At 43.1% G+C, this 18,789-nt stretch carries 14 protein-coding genes and 1 pseudogene; 9 read left to right on the top strand and 6 right to left on the bottom strand.

The features are described 5' to 3' along the window. The first annotated feature begins 638 nt into the window (after positions 1 to 638). The 5 genes and pseudogenes from rpmG (at position 639) to F6K38_RS22095 (ending at position 7,065) form a co-directional block, all read left to right on the top strand. Complete coding sequence (gene rpmG / locus F6K38_RS22075) at positions 639 to 833, top strand: 50S ribosomal protein L33 (RefSeq protein WP_071986987.1); 195 nt, start codon at positions 639 to 641, stop codon at positions 831 to 833. Positions 834 to 1,243: 410 nt separating this feature from the next. Continuing rightward, on the top strand, positions 1,244 to 1,459 hold the full coding sequence (rpsR, locus tag F6K38_RS22080; RefSeq protein WP_008191262.1) for a 30S ribosomal protein S18: 216 nt from the start codon (positions 1,244 to 1,246) through the stop codon (positions 1,457 to 1,459). 343 nt (positions 1,460 to 1,802) lie between these two features. Next, entirely contained in the window at positions 1,803 to 3,860 is a 2,058-nt protein-coding gene (locus F6K38_RS22085) for a ribonuclease catalytic domain-containing protein (protein ID WP_008191260.1), read from the top strand. Positions 3,861 to 4,130: 270 nt separating this feature from the next. Continuing rightward, a pseudogene (locus F6K38_RS22090) lies at positions 4,131 to 5,477 on the top strand (RNA-guided endonuclease InsQ/TnpB family protein). Between the two features lie 13 nt (positions 5,478 to 5,490). Continuing rightward, entirely contained in the window at positions 5,491 to 7,065 is a 1,575-nt protein-coding gene (locus F6K38_RS22095; protein WP_044495721.1) for an ammonium transporter, read from the top strand. Between the two features lie 227 nt (positions 7,066 to 7,292). Here the strand turns inward: F6K38_RS22095 and F6K38_RS22100 are convergent, their stop codons facing one another. Together F6K38_RS22100 and F6K38_RS22105 are read right to left on the bottom strand one after the other, a co-directional pair. Then, positions 7,293 to 8,486 carry a hypothetical protein gene (locus tag F6K38_RS22100; RefSeq protein ID WP_287357458.1) on the bottom strand — a complete coding sequence of 398 codons (1,194 nt, stop codon included), beginning with the start codon at positions 8,484 to 8,486 and terminating at the stop codon, positions 7,293 to 7,295. Positions 8,487 to 8,628: 142 nt separating this feature from the next. Further along, positions 8,629 to 8,973, bottom strand: a complete 345-nt coding sequence (locus F6K38_RS22105) for a hypothetical protein (protein ID WP_008191249.1) — start codon at positions 8,971 to 8,973, stop codon at positions 8,629 to 8,631. 185 nt (positions 8,974 to 9,158) lie between these two features. Between F6K38_RS22105 and F6K38_RS22110 the strand changes: the two genes are divergently transcribed. Beyond that, positions 9,159 to 9,554: a hypothetical protein gene (locus tag F6K38_RS22110; RefSeq protein ID WP_071102196.1), complete on the top strand. Its 396-nt coding sequence runs from the start codon at positions 9,159 to 9,161 to the stop codon at positions 9,552 to 9,554. 240 nt (positions 9,555 to 9,794) lie between these two features. On the opposite strand, the gene F6K38_RS22115 is transcribed toward F6K38_RS22110, so the two are convergent. Further along, positions 9,795 to 9,989, bottom strand: coding sequence for a hypothetical protein (locus F6K38_RS22115; protein WP_008191245.1), 195 nt, complete (start codon positions 9,987 to 9,989; stop codon positions 9,795 to 9,797). A gap of 776 nt (positions 9,990 to 10,765) precedes the next feature. Here F6K38_RS22115 and F6K38_RS22120 point away from each other — a divergent pair. Together F6K38_RS22120 and F6K38_RS22125 are read left to right on the top strand one after the other, a co-directional pair. Continuing rightward, the gene (locus F6K38_RS22120) at positions 10,766 to 11,098 is read left to right on the top strand and encodes an STAS domain-containing protein (protein WP_008191243.1); all 333 of its coding nucleotides are present in this window, start codon (positions 10,766 to 10,768) and stop codon (positions 11,096 to 11,098) included. A gap of 246 nt (positions 11,099 to 11,344) precedes the next feature. Further along, positions 11,345 to 14,245 (top strand): TIGR03960 family B12-binding radical SAM protein, encoded by a 2,901-nt coding sequence (locus F6K38_RS22125; protein ID WP_287248948.1) that lies wholly within the window; start codon positions 11,345 to 11,347, stop codon positions 14,243 to 14,245. A gap of 343 nt (positions 14,246 to 14,588) precedes the next feature. On the opposite strand, the gene F6K38_RS22130 is transcribed toward F6K38_RS22125, so the two are convergent. Then, positions 14,589 to 15,458: a pentapeptide repeat-containing protein gene (locus F6K38_RS22130; RefSeq protein ID WP_287248945.1), complete on the bottom strand. Its 870-nt coding sequence runs from the start codon at positions 15,456 to 15,458 to the stop codon at positions 14,589 to 14,591. 651 nt (positions 15,459 to 16,109) lie between these two features. On the opposite strand from F6K38_RS22130, the gene F6K38_RS22135 reads away from it, so the two are divergent. Then, the gene (locus F6K38_RS22135; RefSeq protein WP_287248942.1) at positions 16,110 to 16,583 is read left to right on the top strand and encodes a hypothetical protein; all 474 of its coding nucleotides are present in this window, start codon (positions 16,110 to 16,112) and stop codon (positions 16,581 to 16,583) included. A 121-nt stretch (positions 16,584 to 16,704) separates the two neighbouring features. On the opposite strand, the gene F6K38_RS22140 is transcribed toward F6K38_RS22135, so the two are convergent. Both F6K38_RS22140 and F6K38_RS22145 read right to left on the bottom strand, forming a co-directional pair. Then, positions 16,705 to 18,186, bottom strand: coding sequence for a zinc ribbon domain-containing protein (locus F6K38_RS22140; protein ID WP_287357462.1), 1,482 nt, complete (start codon positions 18,184 to 18,186; stop codon positions 16,705 to 16,707). A gap of 418 nt (positions 18,187 to 18,604) precedes the next feature. Next, a partial coding sequence (locus F6K38_RS22145) for a hypothetical protein (RefSeq protein WP_287357460.1) occupies positions 18,605 to 18,789 on the bottom strand: 185 nt, incomplete at its 5' end.

Genomic DNA, 18,789 nt, shown 5'->3' on the forward strand with positions numbered 1-18,789 from the left:
AAACCCCCAAGACCGTAATGGTGCGCTTTCCGTTGGCGAATTAAATTCGCCACGGGTCGCACCTCTGCATCGCTTACAAAGGGTGTGAGACTTTTGTCATGTCCTAACTGCCCTGGCGACTGCTATAGCAATAGAGTGGCGGGCTGCTGCTTTCGATATCGATTTTGTAGGAGTATGGCTGGTCAGCTCACTCCTGATCAAAAATACTCTTGGCTTTTATATGTTGCAGATGCTGATCTTCGAGTTGGTCTGGCTAGTTACGGGAGTCGTGCTATTATACACCAATCCGGCTCAGAGTTTAGGGTAGTGGGCTTTCGGTTATCTTGATTCTTGAGGTTAGATTCGTTACCCTTGCACCGGTTACTGACTCTAACTAAACTGGAGAGCATAGTTGGCTTCGCTGCACTAAAGCGCGATGATGATTGGCTTGATTGGTCTAGCTAATCGCATTTCAAGGATACTACTGTGGGCTGCCCTTGTCAGTGACCAGATTGCCCTGCACGATGATGGTGCCAACAAGGCGTGAGGTTTTTCCCGAGACTTGAGCAATTTTGCATCTACTTGATAGACTGGGGCATCCCATGAGATAATAGTAAATTGTGTTTAATTGTAATATTTGAGTTCTTAGAAAAAAAACTATGGCAAGTAAGAAAGGTGTCCGAATCGTTATTACTCTAGAATGTACTGAATGTCGCAGTTACTCCAATAAGCGCTCGGCTGGTGTTTCCCGCTATACCACTAGGAAGAATCGCCGTAACACATCATCACGTCTGGAACTGAAGAAATTTTGCACCCATTGCAACAAGCACATGATTCACAAAGAAATCAAATAGATTTGGTCCTTGGTCATTTGTGAATTGAATTTGTTAATTGAAAATGGACTATTGACAAAGAACAAGCAACAAAGAACAAGTATTCAGCTTATGTGCTACGCACACGCGTGCGCGTTCAGCGGTCAGCTATCAGCGGTCAGCTCAAGTAACTCAGCTTAAACCAATGCTTACCTGTTTTATTGTAAGCATTCAGTGGTCAGCCGTGAACATTGGCCTTTGAGTCACGCTACGCGAATGGCTCACTCTACTTCAGGTGCCGTCAGAATAAAAGAAACCTAAGCAGCTTAAGTAGCGTGCTAATAGCCCATAAGCTGATAGCTGATAGCTGATAGCTGAATACTTACCAAAGAACAAATGACTATAATCAGTAACCAGTAACCTAAATAACCAATCACCAATCACAACCAATCATGACTTACTTTCGTAAACGTCTCTCTCCGATCAAACCCGATGAACCGATCGACTATAAAGATGTTGAGTTGCTGCGCAAGTTTATCACTGAACGGGGAAAAATCCTACCCCGCCGCATTACTAATCTAACGACTCAACAACAACGAAAGCTAACCACAGCCATTAAGCGAGCAAGGTTCTTGGCTTTGCTACCCTATATTAATAAAGAAGGTTAAGGTGAACAATCACGGTCTTCCTCTGGGATATTTCCCGTGTGAAGAATCAAATATCAAATAAGAAGGATGAAGGATGAAGTATGAAGGATGAAATGGGGTGATCGATGGCTGAGGCGCGCGATGCAGTGGCCTCACGGGGAATTCCCCCACTCGCGCTCTGCATCAAGACATGGTTAACTAAAAACTTGCGACCCAACCAGGAGTTACACTGACCACTGACAACTTCAGACTTCAGACTTCAGACTTTAGACTTGACCCCGTCTGCCGAGTTGGGTATCTCAACAACACAGGATAGACTGGGGGGAGGTGGATTTGGTAAACGCTACCCGGGTTATCAGAACTGGTGGAAAAGGGAACACTAATCGAATTTCGCTTACAAGGAGAACGCCATCTCGCTGTTGTCGATCGTCCAGAGGGCAAGAACCACTTGATTGCTTTGGATCAACGGGGGAAACTGCACAAGCTCCATCCTCGACAAGTCACCTACACAGTGGCAGATTCTACTTATGAGCCATCACAAATACCAGAGTTTATTGCTCGAGTACAACCCTATCTAGACCCAGATAGCTTAGAATTAGCTTGGGAATTACTGGTGGAAGAAGGAGAGGCGGTTACCTGTGCTGACATGGCACAGTTATTATTTTCTGAGCAAAGTCCACCCCAGTGCTATGCGGCACACTGTATTCTGTTTGAAGACAAAATCTATTTTAAACAAAAAGCACAAACCTATGAACCCCGCTCCGCTAGCATGGTGGCTGAAATCAAGCATCAACTGGCAGCGGCTCAATCAAAGCACCAGGAACAAGAAGAATTTTTGAAGCGAGTACAGCAAAAGTTAGGGGGTGAGCAAGTAGAGTGGGTTGATAGCGATCGCACTCGCTTTGATGCTCTAGAACGGTTCGTTAGTGAACCAGATAAACCATCTCGTGCAGTTCAGGAAACTCTGGAAGCACTAAAACGCCCTCAAAACCCAGAAAATGCCTTCGATTTATTGATAAATTTGGGTTTGTGGCGTCCTCACCAGAAGTACTTGCTGCGTCATAAAATCCCAACTCAATTTCGTCGTGAGGTACTCGAATTGACCCAGCAATACCTGGCAAATCCTCCTACTGACCCAGATTCAGATCGCTTGGATTTAACTCATCTGAAACTCTACACCATAGATGATGAAAGTACCCAAGAAATAGATGATGGTTTGAGTATAGAAGATCTAGAGGATGGCACTCAGCGTCTGTGGATTCACATCGCTGACCCAACCCGCTTGGTAATGCCAGGGGATAATCTTGACCTAGAAGCACGACGGCGTAGTACCACCATATATCTACCCACGGGCATGATTCCCATGTTCCCATCGGAACTGGCAACTGGTCCAATGAGTTTGGTTCAAGGTCAAGTCTGTGGCGCACTCAGTTTTGGCGTGATCTTGGATCAAGATGGTGCCATCTATGACTATCAGATTCACCCCAGCCTGATTAAACCCACCTATCGCCTGACTTATGAAGATGTAGATGAAATGTTGCAGTTAGGGGTACAGGCAGAAACAGAACTGTTTGCGATCGCTAACTTGGCTGTGCGTCGGCAAAAGTGGCGCAAGTCTCAGGGGGCGATTAGCATCCATATGCCAGAGTCGGTAATCAAGGTGGGAAATGATGACCAAATTACCATTGAGGTGTTAGAAGATTCACCATCACGGCAAATGGTGGCAGAAATGATGATTCTGGCAGGTGAAGTGGCTGGACGCTATGGTCAAGCGCACCAAATTCCACTACCATTCCGAGGACAACCCCAGCCAGAACTTCCATCCCAAGAAGAACTGCTGCTATTGCCAGCCGGTCCAGTGCGGTTCTGTGCCATGCGTCGGTGTATGCCTAGAAGCGAAATGAGCATTACCCCAACACGCCACGCTAGTTTGGCTTTGGAAACTTACACCCAGGTAACCTCTCCGATCCGCCGCTACACTGACTTAATGACTCATTTCCAGCTGAAAGCTCATCTACGGGGTGACCCCCTACCCTTTGAAGCTGAAGATTTGCTCGAAACGATGCAGAGTGTAACCAGAACAGCTAAGGATGCTAGTGAAGTAGAACGTGATACCAACAAATATTGGGGATTGGAATATTTGCGGCGTAACCCGAATCAGGTTTGGCAAGTATTAGTACTCAGTTGGTGGCGAGAAAACGAGAATAAGGGCAACATTCTCCTAGAAGAGTTAGGTCTAGAATTGCCCATGCGTTTCCAGCGTTCGGTTCAATTAGGCGATCGCTTACACGTCAAAGTCAGTCATGCTGATCCCCGTAAAGAAGTTATTCATTTTCAAGAACTAGCGAACTCAGAGGCTCAGCTTCCTTTTAACTCAAAGCTAGAAGATGGCTCAGCTTCTGCTGTGAACAGATTCGCGTAAATCTCTGTCCTTTTATAAAAATCCCCCAAAGCCGAAAACCCCGTGTCTAATGACCGGGGATGAAGGCTCACAGCGGCTTGACGCGCCTAGAAAAATATTTCAGGAAAATCCGGAATTTTAGTCTGGATGTTGTAAAATAAGGGAGTGAACAGTTTAGGTCCCAGACGAAACCTTAGAATAGGGTCGCCTTTATGGTTTGTCGGCTATGGAAAAAGGGTTAAAACTGTTGTTATAAGGCGACCCTATTCTTACGGTAACTTTAAGAAGCTGATGATCATTTTAGAGTTCAAGGCGAAAGGAAAAAAACATCAATACTCTGGGATCAACGAGGCTATCCGGACAGTCCAGTTCATCCGTAATAGCTGCCTCAGGTATTGGATGGAAAATAAAGGGGTCAACAAATTTGACCTTAATAAGTACAGTGCAGTCCTTGCTAAAAACTTTCCTTTTGCTAATGAATTAAACTCTACTGCTCGTCAGTCTAGTGCTGAAAGAGCATGGTCATCAATTGTTCGATTCTTTGATAACTGCAAGAAAAAAGTACCTGGAAAGAAAGGTTTTCCTAAGTTCCAGAAAAACTGCCGCTCAGTGGAGTATAAACAGTCTGGATGGAAGTTATCCCCTGACAAGAAGTCAATCACCTTTAGTGATAAAAAGGGTATTGGGAAGCTTAAGCTTAAAGGTACATGGGACTTGTGGCGCTTGGATAAAAAGGAAATAAAGCGAGTCCGTATAGTTCGCCGGGCTGATGGTTATTATGTCCAGTTTTGTGTTTCAGTTGATATCAAAGAGGAACTAGAGCCAAGTGGGACAGCTATCGGCTTGGATGTTGGACTAAAATATTTTTACACTGATTCCGCTGGAAAAACTGAACCAAATCCCTGCTTTTACAGAACGGTAGAAAAACGCCTTAAGTTCTACCAGCGTCGAGTTTCTCGCAAGAAGAAAGGCTCATCCAATCGAAATAAAGCAGTTAATAGACTAGGCAGACAGCACCTTAAGATAAGTAGGCAACGTGAAGAGAACGCCAAGAGACTGGGAACGAAGTTACCGTAAGAATAAAGAAGCCTTTATGGTTAGTCGGCTATGCATAAAAGGGTTAAATCTTTGTTATTAAGGCTTCTTTATTCTAAGGTTTCGTCTCCGGCGCGCTGCGTAATCTGTTCTAACGATCTGGTCGCCTAGGTCGACTTAAGAGCCAAGAACCTAGTAAAAAATCACTGCCTCGCTAAGTCTATTAATGATGCAGGTTGGTATCAGTTTAGGAAATGGATGGAGCACTTTGGCACCAAGTTCGGAAAGGTAACAGTTGCAGTAAATCCTGCATATACCAGCCAAAACTGTTCCAATTGTGGCGAAGAAGTTAAAAAGTCCCTATCAACTAGGACTCATACGTGCAAGTGTGGTTGTCAGTTAGATAGAGACCACAACGCCGCAATAAACATCCTTAAGAAAGCCTTGGGTACGGTGGGGCACACCGGAACCTGGATCTTAAAAGATCTAAACGCTTCAGGAGAATCGGCCTCTACTGTTCTTGGTTCCGGCCAGGTTCAGCAAGCTGGCTCGTTGAATGAAGAATCCCCGCGTATGCGCGACCGGGGAGTGTCAAAAAACTAGAAAGCTTGCTTTGATGTCTCGACATAAGTACAAGAGATTAAAACACCAAATCATCCGGGTACCGAGCCGTTGGTACTTCTGCCTATCTTTGGCTATTACCATCCTGCTGGGATGGCTTGGTGTAGCAGTAGCACAAGATAGTAACACGAATAATTTCACTAACCTGTCTACTATCTGGTTGTTAGTTTCATCTTTTCTAGTCTTTTTTATGAATGCTGGCTTTGCCATGTTAGAAGCCGGGTTATGTAGACGGAGAAATGCGACTAATGTCTTGGCTAAAAATTTGATAGTTTTCTGTATATCAGCCTTAGCCTTTTGGCTAGTTGGCTTTGGCTTAATGTTTGGTGATGGCATCACTTACAGTTGTGTTCCAGGAGAAAATAATAGTTTAAGTTTAGTGGGTCAAAAGGGGTTGTTTTTTAATCTTCCCTTTCCCCAATTTGGAAATCTTGGTTTTCCAGAATCAGGATTTAATTGTCTCAATCAAGATTGGTCTAATCGCTCCTTTGCGGCTCTATTTTTATTTCAGTTAGTCTTTGCTGGAACTGCAGCCACTATTGTTTCAGGAGCTGTTGCTGAACGGGTAAAATTCTGGGCATTTCTCCTATTTAGTTTTTTCCTGGTTGGTTTTATCTATCCCGTAACCGGTCACTGGGTTTGGGGACACTATGGTTGGCTAGCCAAGGCGCTAAAATTTCATGATTTTGCGGGTTCAACTGTAGTCCATAGTGTTGGTGGTATGGCTGGCTTGGTAGGGGCTTGGCTACTAAAGCCACGACAAGGTCGTTTTGGCTACAATTTAAGAACAGATAGATATGAAGGTCTCGAAACTGAAAAGTTCTCTGCCGATAATCTGGGTTTAGCCACCTTAGGCTGCTTAATTCTTTGGCTGGGCTGGTTTGGTTTTAATGGTGGCTCAGCAAAGGATCTCGATTATGTAGCTAATACCATCACAACTACCATGATGGCAGCAGCAGCTGGTGGAATATCCAGCGTATTTTTTAGTCCAATTATCCTGGGAAAACCCAGTCTAGCCTCAATTATCAATGGCATTTTAGGTGGGTTGGTGGGAATTACAGCCTCAGCTGCTTTTGTAGATATCAAAAGTGCATTTATAATTGGCTCTATCAGCGGTATTTTTGTCCTTTTAGGCGAATATTTTCTACAAGTTTGGAAAATTGACGACCCCGTAGGTTCGATTCCTGTTCACCTTTTCTGTGGATTTTGGGGAACGATTGCCTTAGGAATCTTTAGTAGCAATAGTTCTCTGTTGTACTCGGAACTTGATGTATATGACGATCCATTATTACAAGTGTTGTGTCAGTTCTTAGGCTGGCTGATTATTATCATTGTAACAGCTCTATTGAGTTTATTAGGTTGGCTATTAGTTAGCCTAATTTTATATTATGCAAGCCATATCAATGAGCGGATTAGCGGCAAACAACGCCATAGGAAACAATTACGTCAAACCCAATATTTTCAATTGGGAGAATTTATCTTAACTATTTTTGAAATTGCTCGTCGAGGAATTAGGGTATCTTTGGAAGAAGAAATCAGTGGTAGCGATGGAGTTTTTTATAATCCTTAGAAGAATCTGGCTTATCAGTAAATAGCTAAGTCTTTAAAAGTAGGCAATAAAATAAATTTTTATTGACTAAAACCAGTCTATTAAGTTAGATTAATTAGTTAAATTAATTAGTTATTTAGTTAACTGTTTGCTAAAAATCCATGCATGAATTTCCTATTCCCTGTTCCCTGTTGCCACAACTACTGATTTAACAATTTAATTTAACAATTTAACAATTTAACAATTGATTACCCCAAATATTTAGCAGCTGGACAATCTAATTTTATTAGATAGTTTCTCAACCAATTAGCATAATTCTCATTATTCCTATCCCATCGACGGAAAAAACGTGGAAGAGATTTTTGTTTAAACTGGTAGTAACGCTCTGATACTTGACAAAGATTTATAGTAGCTTGCTTGAATTCACCTTGACTAGCGAGCTCTTCTATAGCATAGGAAAACTGCAATTGATCTAACATTGACTGACATAGCTTGGGAAAAGCACTATTTTGACTCTTTATCTTTCTAAGTTGCTCTATTTGTTCTTTTCTGGTAGTAAATTGGCGTCTGCATATGTCCTCAGAAGCAAGGTTTTTTAGTTGATCGTCTGCTCTTCTAGCACTAGTACACTGAAATACACCAAAGGTAATGACTAGAAACAAGGCGATCAAGCCACCCCAAAAACTAATGGGTGATGGGATTCTGCTAGCTGATGAGGTAGCCAAGGTTGTGGCTTGGTCTGGCTCTAAAGGTACTACAGTTGATTGGTTGGGCTCGTCAGTTGTTAGATCTGGGTGTTTGGGTTCATCAGTTGTCAGCTCTGAGTGTTTAGGCTGGTCAGTTGTGAGATCTTGGTCTTGAGTAACTGGGGTGATTGGTAGGTTAGGAAAAACCATGGCGATGGCTTGATCAGTAGCATCTGTCGTCAGCTCAGATGCCAACCAATAGTCTGTACTGGTCAACTGTGCTAACTCTTGAGCTACCCAGCTGTGATTAAAAACAACCTCATAAATACGGTTAGAAACTTTTAAATTTCCCCCCTGGTTAATCACCACACCGGAGTTGAGCAACACTTTTTGTTCCCAACTGTCATTTGCCATCATGACTCCCTGCAAAATTTTCTGATATAGCCGCAGGAATTGTTCTTCGAGCAAGAAACTACGAATATCTTGCAGAAGTTCAGCGGCTTCCTGAGTTTCCCAATTTTCAACGAAGTGAGTTTTGACTAGTTCTTCGACTTTGAGAGCTTCCTCACCAACAGGGATGGGAGATTTAGAGTCAAGGATAACTTGACAAAGCTTCTGGGTCAAAAAAGGCTGAGAGCCAGTCCATGCCAGTACCTCGTCTAAGACAACATCAGGGTTACTCAGATGCTCAGCCAATGCGAGTTTGAATGGTTCGAGGATTTTAGCCACCTCAGGTTTATCCTGCTTAGAGGTCATTTCATTCCTTGTGTATTCCAGACTATTTTTCCTTCAAACATATTTTGTGATAGTCTTGAATTTTCGATCAAGATTAACAAGGAATTTCTATGATCTACAAGCCAGGTTATGGGTAAGATATGGGGTGTAAACTACATGTCCACTACATGTCCATTACATCCAACCCCTCTGATGGCATAATCTTTCCCCCAAACGACTTAACTACATCTTCAAACAAGGGCATATCATCCTGTGGGATTTCCACTACTACTACCATTTTGGCATATTCCTCTGCTCCTTCTTCCTTGTATTCTATTTGCTCGAAGGGCAGGTCTGTTGTCCAATCGTCTGAATTGCTATCAATCATAGGGACGTTGGGCAACAGTTCTTCAACTGGGATAGCGCGAGGTTTAAAAGGCAGATCGACGCAAAATCGAGGCAGTGCCTGATGAGAAAAATTAACGAAATCCACGGGATTGCTAAACACGACTGAAACTTGGACTTTCATAATCTATGCTATGGTATTAAATCTATTGAGACTAAGTTGAATTAATACATCATAGCAAAGATGAGCAGTGAGACAGCCTCTGACTTCCAGTCATGGCAAATCTGGGTCTAATACCCCCGTTAACCAAACTGGTAATATGAACATTATATTGTATCGCAATGACTCAATTTAGGAATTGATGCCTGGTGAATAAAGACGTATCAAGGAGTTTGGTTTACGAGTTCCAGCCTCATCAGATTATTTGTTTAGAGCATGACAATACTCGTTTATACGCTGAAGTGATCGAATTTGTGTCATCGCGACAAATGTGTTGGGTGCGTTCTATGATATTGGTCACCTTGCATAGTCAAGAGCCTGTGCCAGTGGAACTCCCTGAACAGCTTACTCTTTACGACCTACGCTCTGGACCGGATTTACTTTGGCCAGCGAGTTTATTACGACTAGCCTTAGACACTGAAGTAATTCCCCTCTTGGTTCGGTTAGATGACCCTGATGTCAATGTAGAAAGTGACCCTGATGCTCGCCAGCAACTAAGTTATTTTATCTGTGCAGTTTGGCAAGCTTATCCTGAAAAGTTTTAAGTTTTTTTAATGGTTAATCGGTAATAGGACTTTGCCAACTCAATGGTGATCTGATCACGACTCAAGCAGTAGCAAGTCAGACCCCTTAGGAGAGTAAACTAAAGTTGTAGGGGTTTTGCCACATGTAGCTGTCAGAGCTTGCCCCAACCCTGAAAGTCATGGCTAAAAGTCATGGCTAAAAGTCATGGAGTAGTTACCAAGCCTCCGAGCTGGTCTAGCCTTAGTTTATAACCACTTTTTCTAGTGACTCGGAACTAGCTGTACACGACCAGCATCCATCTCAGACATTAATAATTCCAGTGCTTCGTAATCCACATCAGAGATGTAACCAGTTTGAGTTAGTTCGTAGTTAATTGCATTTTCTATATCAGGAGTCAATTTCCTAATATAGAGGGCTTTTTCTACTAGTTGACGAATAACAAATGTAGTTTTCACAATTACTTACCCACAATTCCATATAACTTTATTGTCTTCTGAAATTACTAGCCACTATAGTGATCTTTATCTTATTGGGATGTGATCTAAATCACTGATGAGGTGGATTGGTACTCTCTGACATATATATTACATATATATTATATGCCTTTTGGACTTAACTCAGAAAGCTTAACCTGAACGGAAGAAGCTATGCCGTTTCAAGGGTTAGAGGTATTGAAGTTTAGGTGCGACCCGTTCGCGTAGCGTTGGCAAAGCCAATAGGTGCGACCCAAGGGCGATTTATTCGCCCTTGGAGGCGCGCACCAATAGGTGCGAATTTAATTCTTAATGGGTCAAGCGCACCTAAGGCAGTTATAAGGACATACTGCTTAGTACTACTTGCCTCTACACCCTAGTTAACGTTATACTTATCTAAGGCTAAACATTTGGCTCAAGCCTATAACAAAAAGTATTATATTTCTATGTCAGGGCAGCTCTATTTAGTTAACGTAACAAAAATTATTAAAATTTAATCCCTACTTATAGGCATCAACTGAGCCATGCTCTTAGCAACTTAGACCATCGGAAATGAAAAATAAATTACTTAACTTGAAAAAAAGTAATATATGATACATTTTGATGGTAAGTTTAATGAAGATTTCAAAAACCATTAGCAATCTGTAAAGATTCGGCAAAGTCTATCAGAAGTGGTATGGAATTAGCGAAATTCCATACTATCTTCAATATATTCTCTATAAAATTTTATTGGATTTGACCAAGTGAGGAGTCTACTCATGACACAGGCGACCCTGAGTGCAAAATTAAGAATTATTCAACCTTCCGGTCATATTAACGCTTCTAATGCAATTGAGTTTAAAAGTCAGTTGACAGAAGCTGTGGTGGCTGCTGAGGATTCGGCTTTGTTGGTTGATATGCATCAGTTAGAGTCTCTCGACAGTGCTGGCTTAATGGCCTTAATTCATGGTCTGAAGCTAGCAAGAAGTCTAGAGAGGCGCTTTGGTCTTTGCTCCGTAGCTCCTTCAATTCGAATTATGCTGGAGCTAACTAAATTAGATGGGGTGTTTGAGATTTTTGACAGCCATGAGGCTTTTGCTACAGCCCTCTAGGGGGTTGGAGTAGGTTGGGAAGCTAACTCAATGGCTCTGAGTGCAGCAAAATCATAGGAAATCTTGGGAAGATTAAGTGCTTACAGCGATGATGATGGGAGGAGATAGGGAAATACCAGTTAAGAAGTATGGTGGTTATTATCTCCCTCACTTCATCCACCTTCACCCCCTTATCTCTAGCCTGAGTACTGATAAAATCAAAGGTGGATCAGGGTTAACTGCATTGAAAGCAGTAATAAAGTTTCTATGGCAATCACTGTAGAGGAAATATTAACACCAGACATCAACAGACCAGCCCGTTACTTAGGTAACGAGTTGGGAGCAGTCCATAAACCTTGGGAAGAAGCTGAGGTACGCTGGGTATTGACTTATCCAGAAATCTATGAAGTGGGGGCTTCTAACTTAGGCCATATCATCCTCTACAATATATTGAATTATCAACCTAGGCAATTATGCGATCGCGCCTATCTACCTGCCCCAGACTTGGCAGCTAAATTACGTTCCACTCAAACCCCTCTGTTTGCTGTCGAGAATCGGCGACCTCTGAAAGATTTTGATATTATTGGCTTTAGCCTTAGCTATGAATTAGGGGCAACCAACATCTTGGAAATGTTGGATTTGGGAGGAATTCCCCTGACCTGGAAAGACCGTGCTCAGTTTGATATATCGGAAATACCCCTAATTTTTGCAGGTGGACAAACGGCGACATCGAATCCTGAACCCTATGCTGATTTCTTAGATTTTGTTGATCTTGGCGATGGGGAAGAATTGTTGCCAGAGATTGGCTTAGTAATCGAAGAAGGCAAAGCAGCTGGCTTAAGTCGAGAAGCGTTACTCCTGGATTTGGCTCAGATACCAGGGGTGTATGTCCCCCAATTCTATGATATGACTGAGGATGGCTCAGTTAAACCCAACCGCCCTGATGTGCCGAAGCGGATTTTGCGGCGTGTGGCTACACCGATGCCTGCCTATGCTATTGGACTAGTACCCTATATCCAAACGGTTCATGACCGACTCAAGATCGAAGTGCGACGGGGCTGTACTCGGGGTTGTCGCTTCTGCCAACCTGGGATGCTGACTCGACCAGCGCGGGATGTGGAACCAGAAAAAGTGGTGGAAGCTATTGAACAAGGGATGCGTGCTACAGGGTATAACGAGTTTTCCCTTCTATCCCTGAGTTGTTCGGATTACCTGGCTCTACCAGCGGTGGGGATGGAAATCAAAAATCGTCTTAAGGATCAGAATATTTCCTTGTCCCTACCGAGTCAGCGGGTAGACCGCTTTGATGAGAATATTGCCAATATCCTAGGGGGCAATCGGCAGAGTGGCTTGACCTTTGCCCCAGAAGCAGGAACTCAGCGGATGCGGGATATTGTTAATAAGGGACTGACTAATGAAGAACTGCTCAGGGGAGTAAAGACGGCATTTGAGCAAGGCTGGGAGAAAGTCAAGCTCTATTTTATGATTGGTTTGCCCGGTGAAACGGATATGGATGTGTTGGGGATTGCGGAAACGGTGCGTTGGTTGCAGCAGGAGTGCCGTGCTAAAGGCAGAAAAACCATTAAGTTTAACATAACTGTTTCTAATTTTACCCCAAAACCTCACACCCCATTCCAGTGGCATTCCGTATCGACTTCGGAGTTTGAACGCAAGCAGGAATTACTCAAACAAGTATTTGGTCAGATCAGGGGGGTGAAGGTTAATTACACCGATGTTCGGATTTCGGCCATGGAAGATTTCGTGGGACGGGGTGACAGACGCTTAAGTGCGGTGGTGCGCCGTGCTTGGGAATTGGGGGCAGGGATGGACTCCTGGATGGAAAGCTTGGATCGGGCATTTGCTGCTTGGGAAAATGCGATCGCTTCATCAGGTCTGACCTGGAAATATCGCCAAGTAGAAAATGGCGAATGGAACGTGATGGCGGGTGTAGAAGAGTTGCAAGTTGGAAGGTTGTTCGCGAAGCGTGGCCAAAAGGCCAAGGTTGAAAGTTCAGAGCAACCAGCTAACCTACAACCAGCTAACCTACAACCAACTAACCGACAACCAACTAACCGACAACCAACTAACCTTCAACCAGCTAACCTTCAACCAACTAACCTTCAACCAACTAACCTTCAACCTTCTAACCTTCAACCTTCTAACCTTCAACCTTCTAACCTTCAACCTTCTAACCTTCAACCAGCTAACCTTCAACCAGCTAACCTTCAACCGTCAACCCTTAACGCCCTTGATGCTCCCTTGCCTTGGGATCATATTGATACGGGAATTGATAAGAATTGGCTCAAGGAAGATTTACAACGGGCGTTAGATGCAGCAACGGTACCGGATTGTTCCTTTGATGGGTGTTCTCACTGTGGTGTGTGTGGGATTGATTTTGGTCATAATGTGGTGATTGACCCGCCACAGATTCCGCAATTTGCTGGTCACTTTAAACCCAATACTAATAAGGATCAGCGGCTGCGGGTTTGGTTTGGAAAGTTGGGGGATATGACCTTGTTGGGTCATCTGGATTTGGCAAGTCTGTTTGAGAGAGCAGTAAGACGGGCGTCACTGCCAATTCGATATAGTGGGGGGTTTCGGGCTAATGCTCGGATTATGATTGCTAATGCGTTGCCCTTGGGAGCGTCTAGCAGTGGGGAGATTGTGGAGTTTGAGTTAACTGAGAAAATGCCAGTTGAGGAGTTTAGGGAAAGGCTGGTGTCTCAGTTGCCTGAAGAGATTCCGGTGTATGGGGTTGAAGCAGTGGATTTGAAGGAACCTGCGGGAACTCAGCTGTTGGAGAGAGCTGAGTATTTGATTCGAGTTGAGGTAATATCAGAAGCGTCTTGGGAAGAGTGGCAGGGTTGGATTGAAGCAATCAAAGGTAGTAAGGAAATTTGGTGGGAGCGGTTTACGAAGTCGGGGAAGAAGCAGTGGGTGAATTTATGCGATCGCTTATTTGACTTCGAGGTGATCGAACCCCAAAAATCCAAAGATGGTGAAGAGGAGGTTGCGGAGTCTGGGGTGGTTTTGCGGTATGTGGGGAGTTGTTTGAATGATGGCACGATGTTGCGACCAGAGCACATTATTTATATGTTGGAGCAGGTGGCGCAGCGGGAGTTTCGTTTGTTGCATGTTCATCGGCAACGGTTGATTCTGCGCAATTGAGAAATTTGGCGTTGCTGAATTAAGGTATGATTGGCTAAAAATGTGGCGTTGCTGAATCAATCAATGAATATGAGTGGGGTGGACATCCTGCCTGCCCAAAAAGATCCGGTGCGCTTGACCCATTAAGAATTAAATTCGCCACGGGTCGCACCGTCAGGAACGGGCAAGATGCCCATTCCACAAAACTATTCAAATCATTCCATTATTAAGCAACGCCTCAAAGAATGGTCTAAGGAAAAGAAAATCACTGCTTTGATAAGGAAAGCCAATGGTACGGGAGTAATCAAAATTAGCCATTACCCATTACCAATAATTATCTTCTCACTGAGCTGGATTGATCTAGCTAACAATTATTATTTTTAATCCTGCCATTAGGCATAATAGTGTTACAGAAAATAGCATCATTTAAGTCAGCCTTAGCTAATTTAGCCTTTTTAAGATTAGCATGGCTGAAATTAGCCTCACTCAAATCAGCATCATGAAAGTCAACACCTTCTAAATTGGCATAACTTAGGTTGGCGGCTCTCAAGTCAGTATTATACAGTCTTGCACCACTCAAATTAGCATGACTAAGGTTAGCGCCACACAGTTCTTCATAACCTAGGTTGACATTTTTCAAGTCTAAACCGCTTAAGTCAGCCTCGGCACAAATAAAGATTGCTCCGGCTTTTGATGGGTTAAATCCAGTCGGAAACTCAGTGTATGACGTATAGATAGCTTTGGTAAAATTTATACTACTCAGGTCAGCTTTTTTCCAGCCATCAACCCCTAGCATACGGGCATAACTGAGGTTAGCATTGCTCAGGTCAGAATCACCTACGTAAACCTCACATAAGGTAGCATAACTAAAATTGGCATCCCTGAGCTTACTAGTAGCTATATAGATTACAGATAAATCCGCATAACTCAGATCAGTACCACTAAAATCACAGTTTTCCAAGGTTGATTCAGAGGCTACTATATGACTCAAGTTAGCCTTAGTAAGGTTAGAATTTTCGATAGTGGTTTCGTATAGGTAAGCATTCCTCAAGTTAGCATGACTTAGATCTACATCATCCCAAGTAGCTTCCTCTAAATCAGCATTACTCAAGTCCGCATTTTTTAGACAAACACCCTTGAAATTAGTACTTTTTAAGTTAGCCTTTTTCAAATTAATACCAGAAAAATCTCTTTCACCGGCTTCGTAGCGTTTTAGGAAGTCATCACGATTCATAGTATGCCCCTTATTTGTTTAATATTAGATAGTAATCATCCTGATTATATCCTAAAAAAAAATATTAGTATTTTTAGAGGTTGGGTTAATGATTAATGGTTAATAGTTGTTAGTACTTAATGCTATCAAGCCTAATATAAGGTGGCCTCATACCTCATCGTTAATGTTCCGATCAGCAATCACATCTCCTATCCCAGGGGTTTGATGAAATTGCTCCCAACTCCATAAACTCAACGTAGTCATAACGAGTTTGGGTTATTTTGGCAGAACAGAAAAAGAAAGGTTACTTTAGTTTTATAGCGAGTTCCTTTGCTGTCAGGTTACAAAATAGTTGATTGTTGATTAGGCTTTAGGGATAAACCATGAACTATAGCAATCCTACATGAATCCTGATATTTCCTGATCCGAAGCTCCCTTGGTAAAACAATTTTGCTCACAACTGACTTGGGATTTATATAGGCACAATACTGTATCTAAATACCTGAACATAAATGCTGTTAACTGTGTTGAAACCCTTAACGTTGTTCAACCCCTTTATGTTCTCGGTTCGCCGTTCCCTATTCCCTTATCTGATCAGTCAACTTTCATTGTGTATGACTACTTACGACCGATGAAGGCAACTTAGTAATCTAGTTCGATTAGACCGAGACTATGACTACAACTGAGCGTAAAACAGAGAAGAAAATGGAAGTGCCTAGAACAACTAGTGAAGTGATTCGCATCAAGCCCCAACAGTTTATTCATGTGCTAGACAACAATACTGGTGTTACGCGACTGGAGGTTGGTCCTCAAACCATTACCCTTCGGGATCACGAGCGGCTGATCTTAAAACCTGAACCGATGATTATTGTGCCGCCTCGATATTATTGTGTGGTGGCTAATCCATTACTCCGGGATGAAGACGGTCAACCCATTGCTGATCAGCATGGTCAAATTCGACTGCGCTACGGTGATCTGGAAATTCGTTTCGCGCAAGATCCGTTTCCCCTTTATCCAAACGAGAAACTGGTAGGGGATTTGACACTCCCCGTTCTTCTAGGACGGGGAGTGTCAAAGGCAGAAAATATAGCCATTGAGTCTACAGGTCAGGCAACAGCAGAAGCAAGAGCTAAGGAATACTCTTAAACCGTCATCAATCGGGATAAAACCGAATAAAACGGCCAAGGTGCATTTTATTGATGTCTGAGTGAGGAGCGGTCAAGTAGCAATTGGAGTCAAGCCTCCCGCTCATCTATCTAGACGTTCCTCACATCCCGGTGAGGAGTTCCTTAAAAGCTTGAGTTTTGGCATGCTTGCGGTCAAGCCATCCTAGCTTAACCGCGTCAGCTAAAGTCAAATCCATACCTTCTAAGAAACGCGCAGTACGACGCAACAATACTGCCTGCACTTCAACCCTAGTCATAAACCGGGAGATTCCTTGATCTGTACCACGAGCAAGGATATTCTTCGCAGCATTGTGATCAGCCTGCAACACGACCCCATTAAATCTGATAAAACTGTCCCCAATCCTTGCTCCCAATAAGGTGCCAGAAAAGGAGTCAATTTGCGACGTGTAGCTTGGCTGGACTTCTGTCACAACCGAACCAGTCCAATTAGCCCATTTCTGCAAGGAGTACCGCATTTCTCCTTTCATCCAGCTATTCAACTTGCGAGACATAGCCTTTGACTGGCGTTTATTTTTGATTGGTTGCGTTAAATCCTCAGCAAAAATTCTTAGAGATTCTCCTTTGAAGAGGGATTTAGAAGCAGCCCCTATAATCGCCCTCAACTCTGATTGATCTCTTCTGTAACGACTGTTTTCTGTTTTTCGACTCAGATTATTTTTCAGTATCCGAGCTGATTTAGCTGGATCTATTTTTTCTAGCTTCCTATGTATTGCCCAGAGTTTTCCTCTGTTCCGATTTTTGGCGCATATTCGATGGCCAAAAGGCCACGCTACGCGAACGGATTTTATGGTTGCTATTTTGCCCAGGTTCTTCCCGTGTGCCTGACCATCTGAATCATAAAAAGCCTCGGTGTATCCCTTGTCTACTCCTATCGCTCGACGTTCAGGAGGAATCTCAGCTGTCCCGTGATTAACCAAAAAATGAATCTCAAATCTTGCCAGTAGAGAGTTGTATATTAGTCTAATCTGTCCTTTAATATTTCGATTAGACCTAACTATTAGTTTGTTTCTTTTTCCTCTTCTGATTCCAGCTAATTCCAATTGATAAGTATAACGAGACAATCGTTTACACGAGTATCCTCCTTGTTGGTATACAACTTGATTCTTGACCCAATAATGTCCTCTCTGAAACTCTTTCCTTACAAGTCTGTGCAATAGTGGATTATCCAGAAAAGCTGAAGTTTTGAGTTGCTTAGAGATATCCTTTCTGATCTTCTGGTTTTCCTTTCCAGGAAACCTCTTATAGATCTTTTTTATGACTGCCTCAATGGAAGCCGCTTGTTGAGCTGTGATAGTTTTAGCTACATCACTGACAGTCCATTCCATTAACTTGGAAGGCAAGCCCAGGGACTCAGGCTTCCTGAAGTCCCTGACTTCTGGGTAGGCTTTTTTCCAGTCAAGTCCCCAATGACTTATACTACCCAGCTTGTTGTAAGACTCAGACCTGACGACGCCTAGTTTTTTCATCGTAGACAACAGCTCAAGCTCAACCGACTTAGCTATCCCTACAACTGGGACGACCTGAGTCGATATCTTCTTTACTGCGCCTACTTTCTTTTGCATCATCAACGGTGTGTACAGCTTTTGCTATATACTGCCATTATAGTCTAGCGCTATAAAATTGTCAATGTCCAGTTCGCACTATTAAATACAGTTTTGTCCTAATTTTTCGGGACTTGACTGCGAGGCTCACATTAAGAGTGAAGAATACCGACAGAAAGTAGAAGCAATTGGTCCTCAAACCATTCAAGCGATCGCACAAGCAGGTCCGGAAATGCAGGCAAGACTTCTAGAAGCACTTGGTATCCAGAGTGTTTTGATTACCGATGGCAAAAATCCCATCAATCTATTTGGTGCAGCTAATGGTCTGATTAGTCCGCCAACTTCTAACTAAGTACATGTGTATCTGCTGCGCGCAGCAGACACAGCGCGCAGCAGACACAGATAGACTGATAACCCAACGCTATCTTACCGGTCTATCTTACCGGTCTATATGTGTCGAAGGTTGAGAGTTGAGGTGTTGCTCAACTCTGTTAATGACCCCTAGTACGAGAAACAGAGCAAATACTACAGCAACACCGATAGCAGTCCACTTGAAAAAAACTAACTTTGGCCGACCTTTAGCTGGATAACCACAACTGAGGCAAATTTCATCGTTGGTGCTGG

It is taken from the genome of Moorena sp. SIO3B2, assembly GCF_010692525.1.
Classification (GTDB): domain Bacteria; phylum Cyanobacteriota; class Cyanobacteriia; order Cyanobacteriales; family Coleofasciculaceae; genus Moorena; species Moorena producens.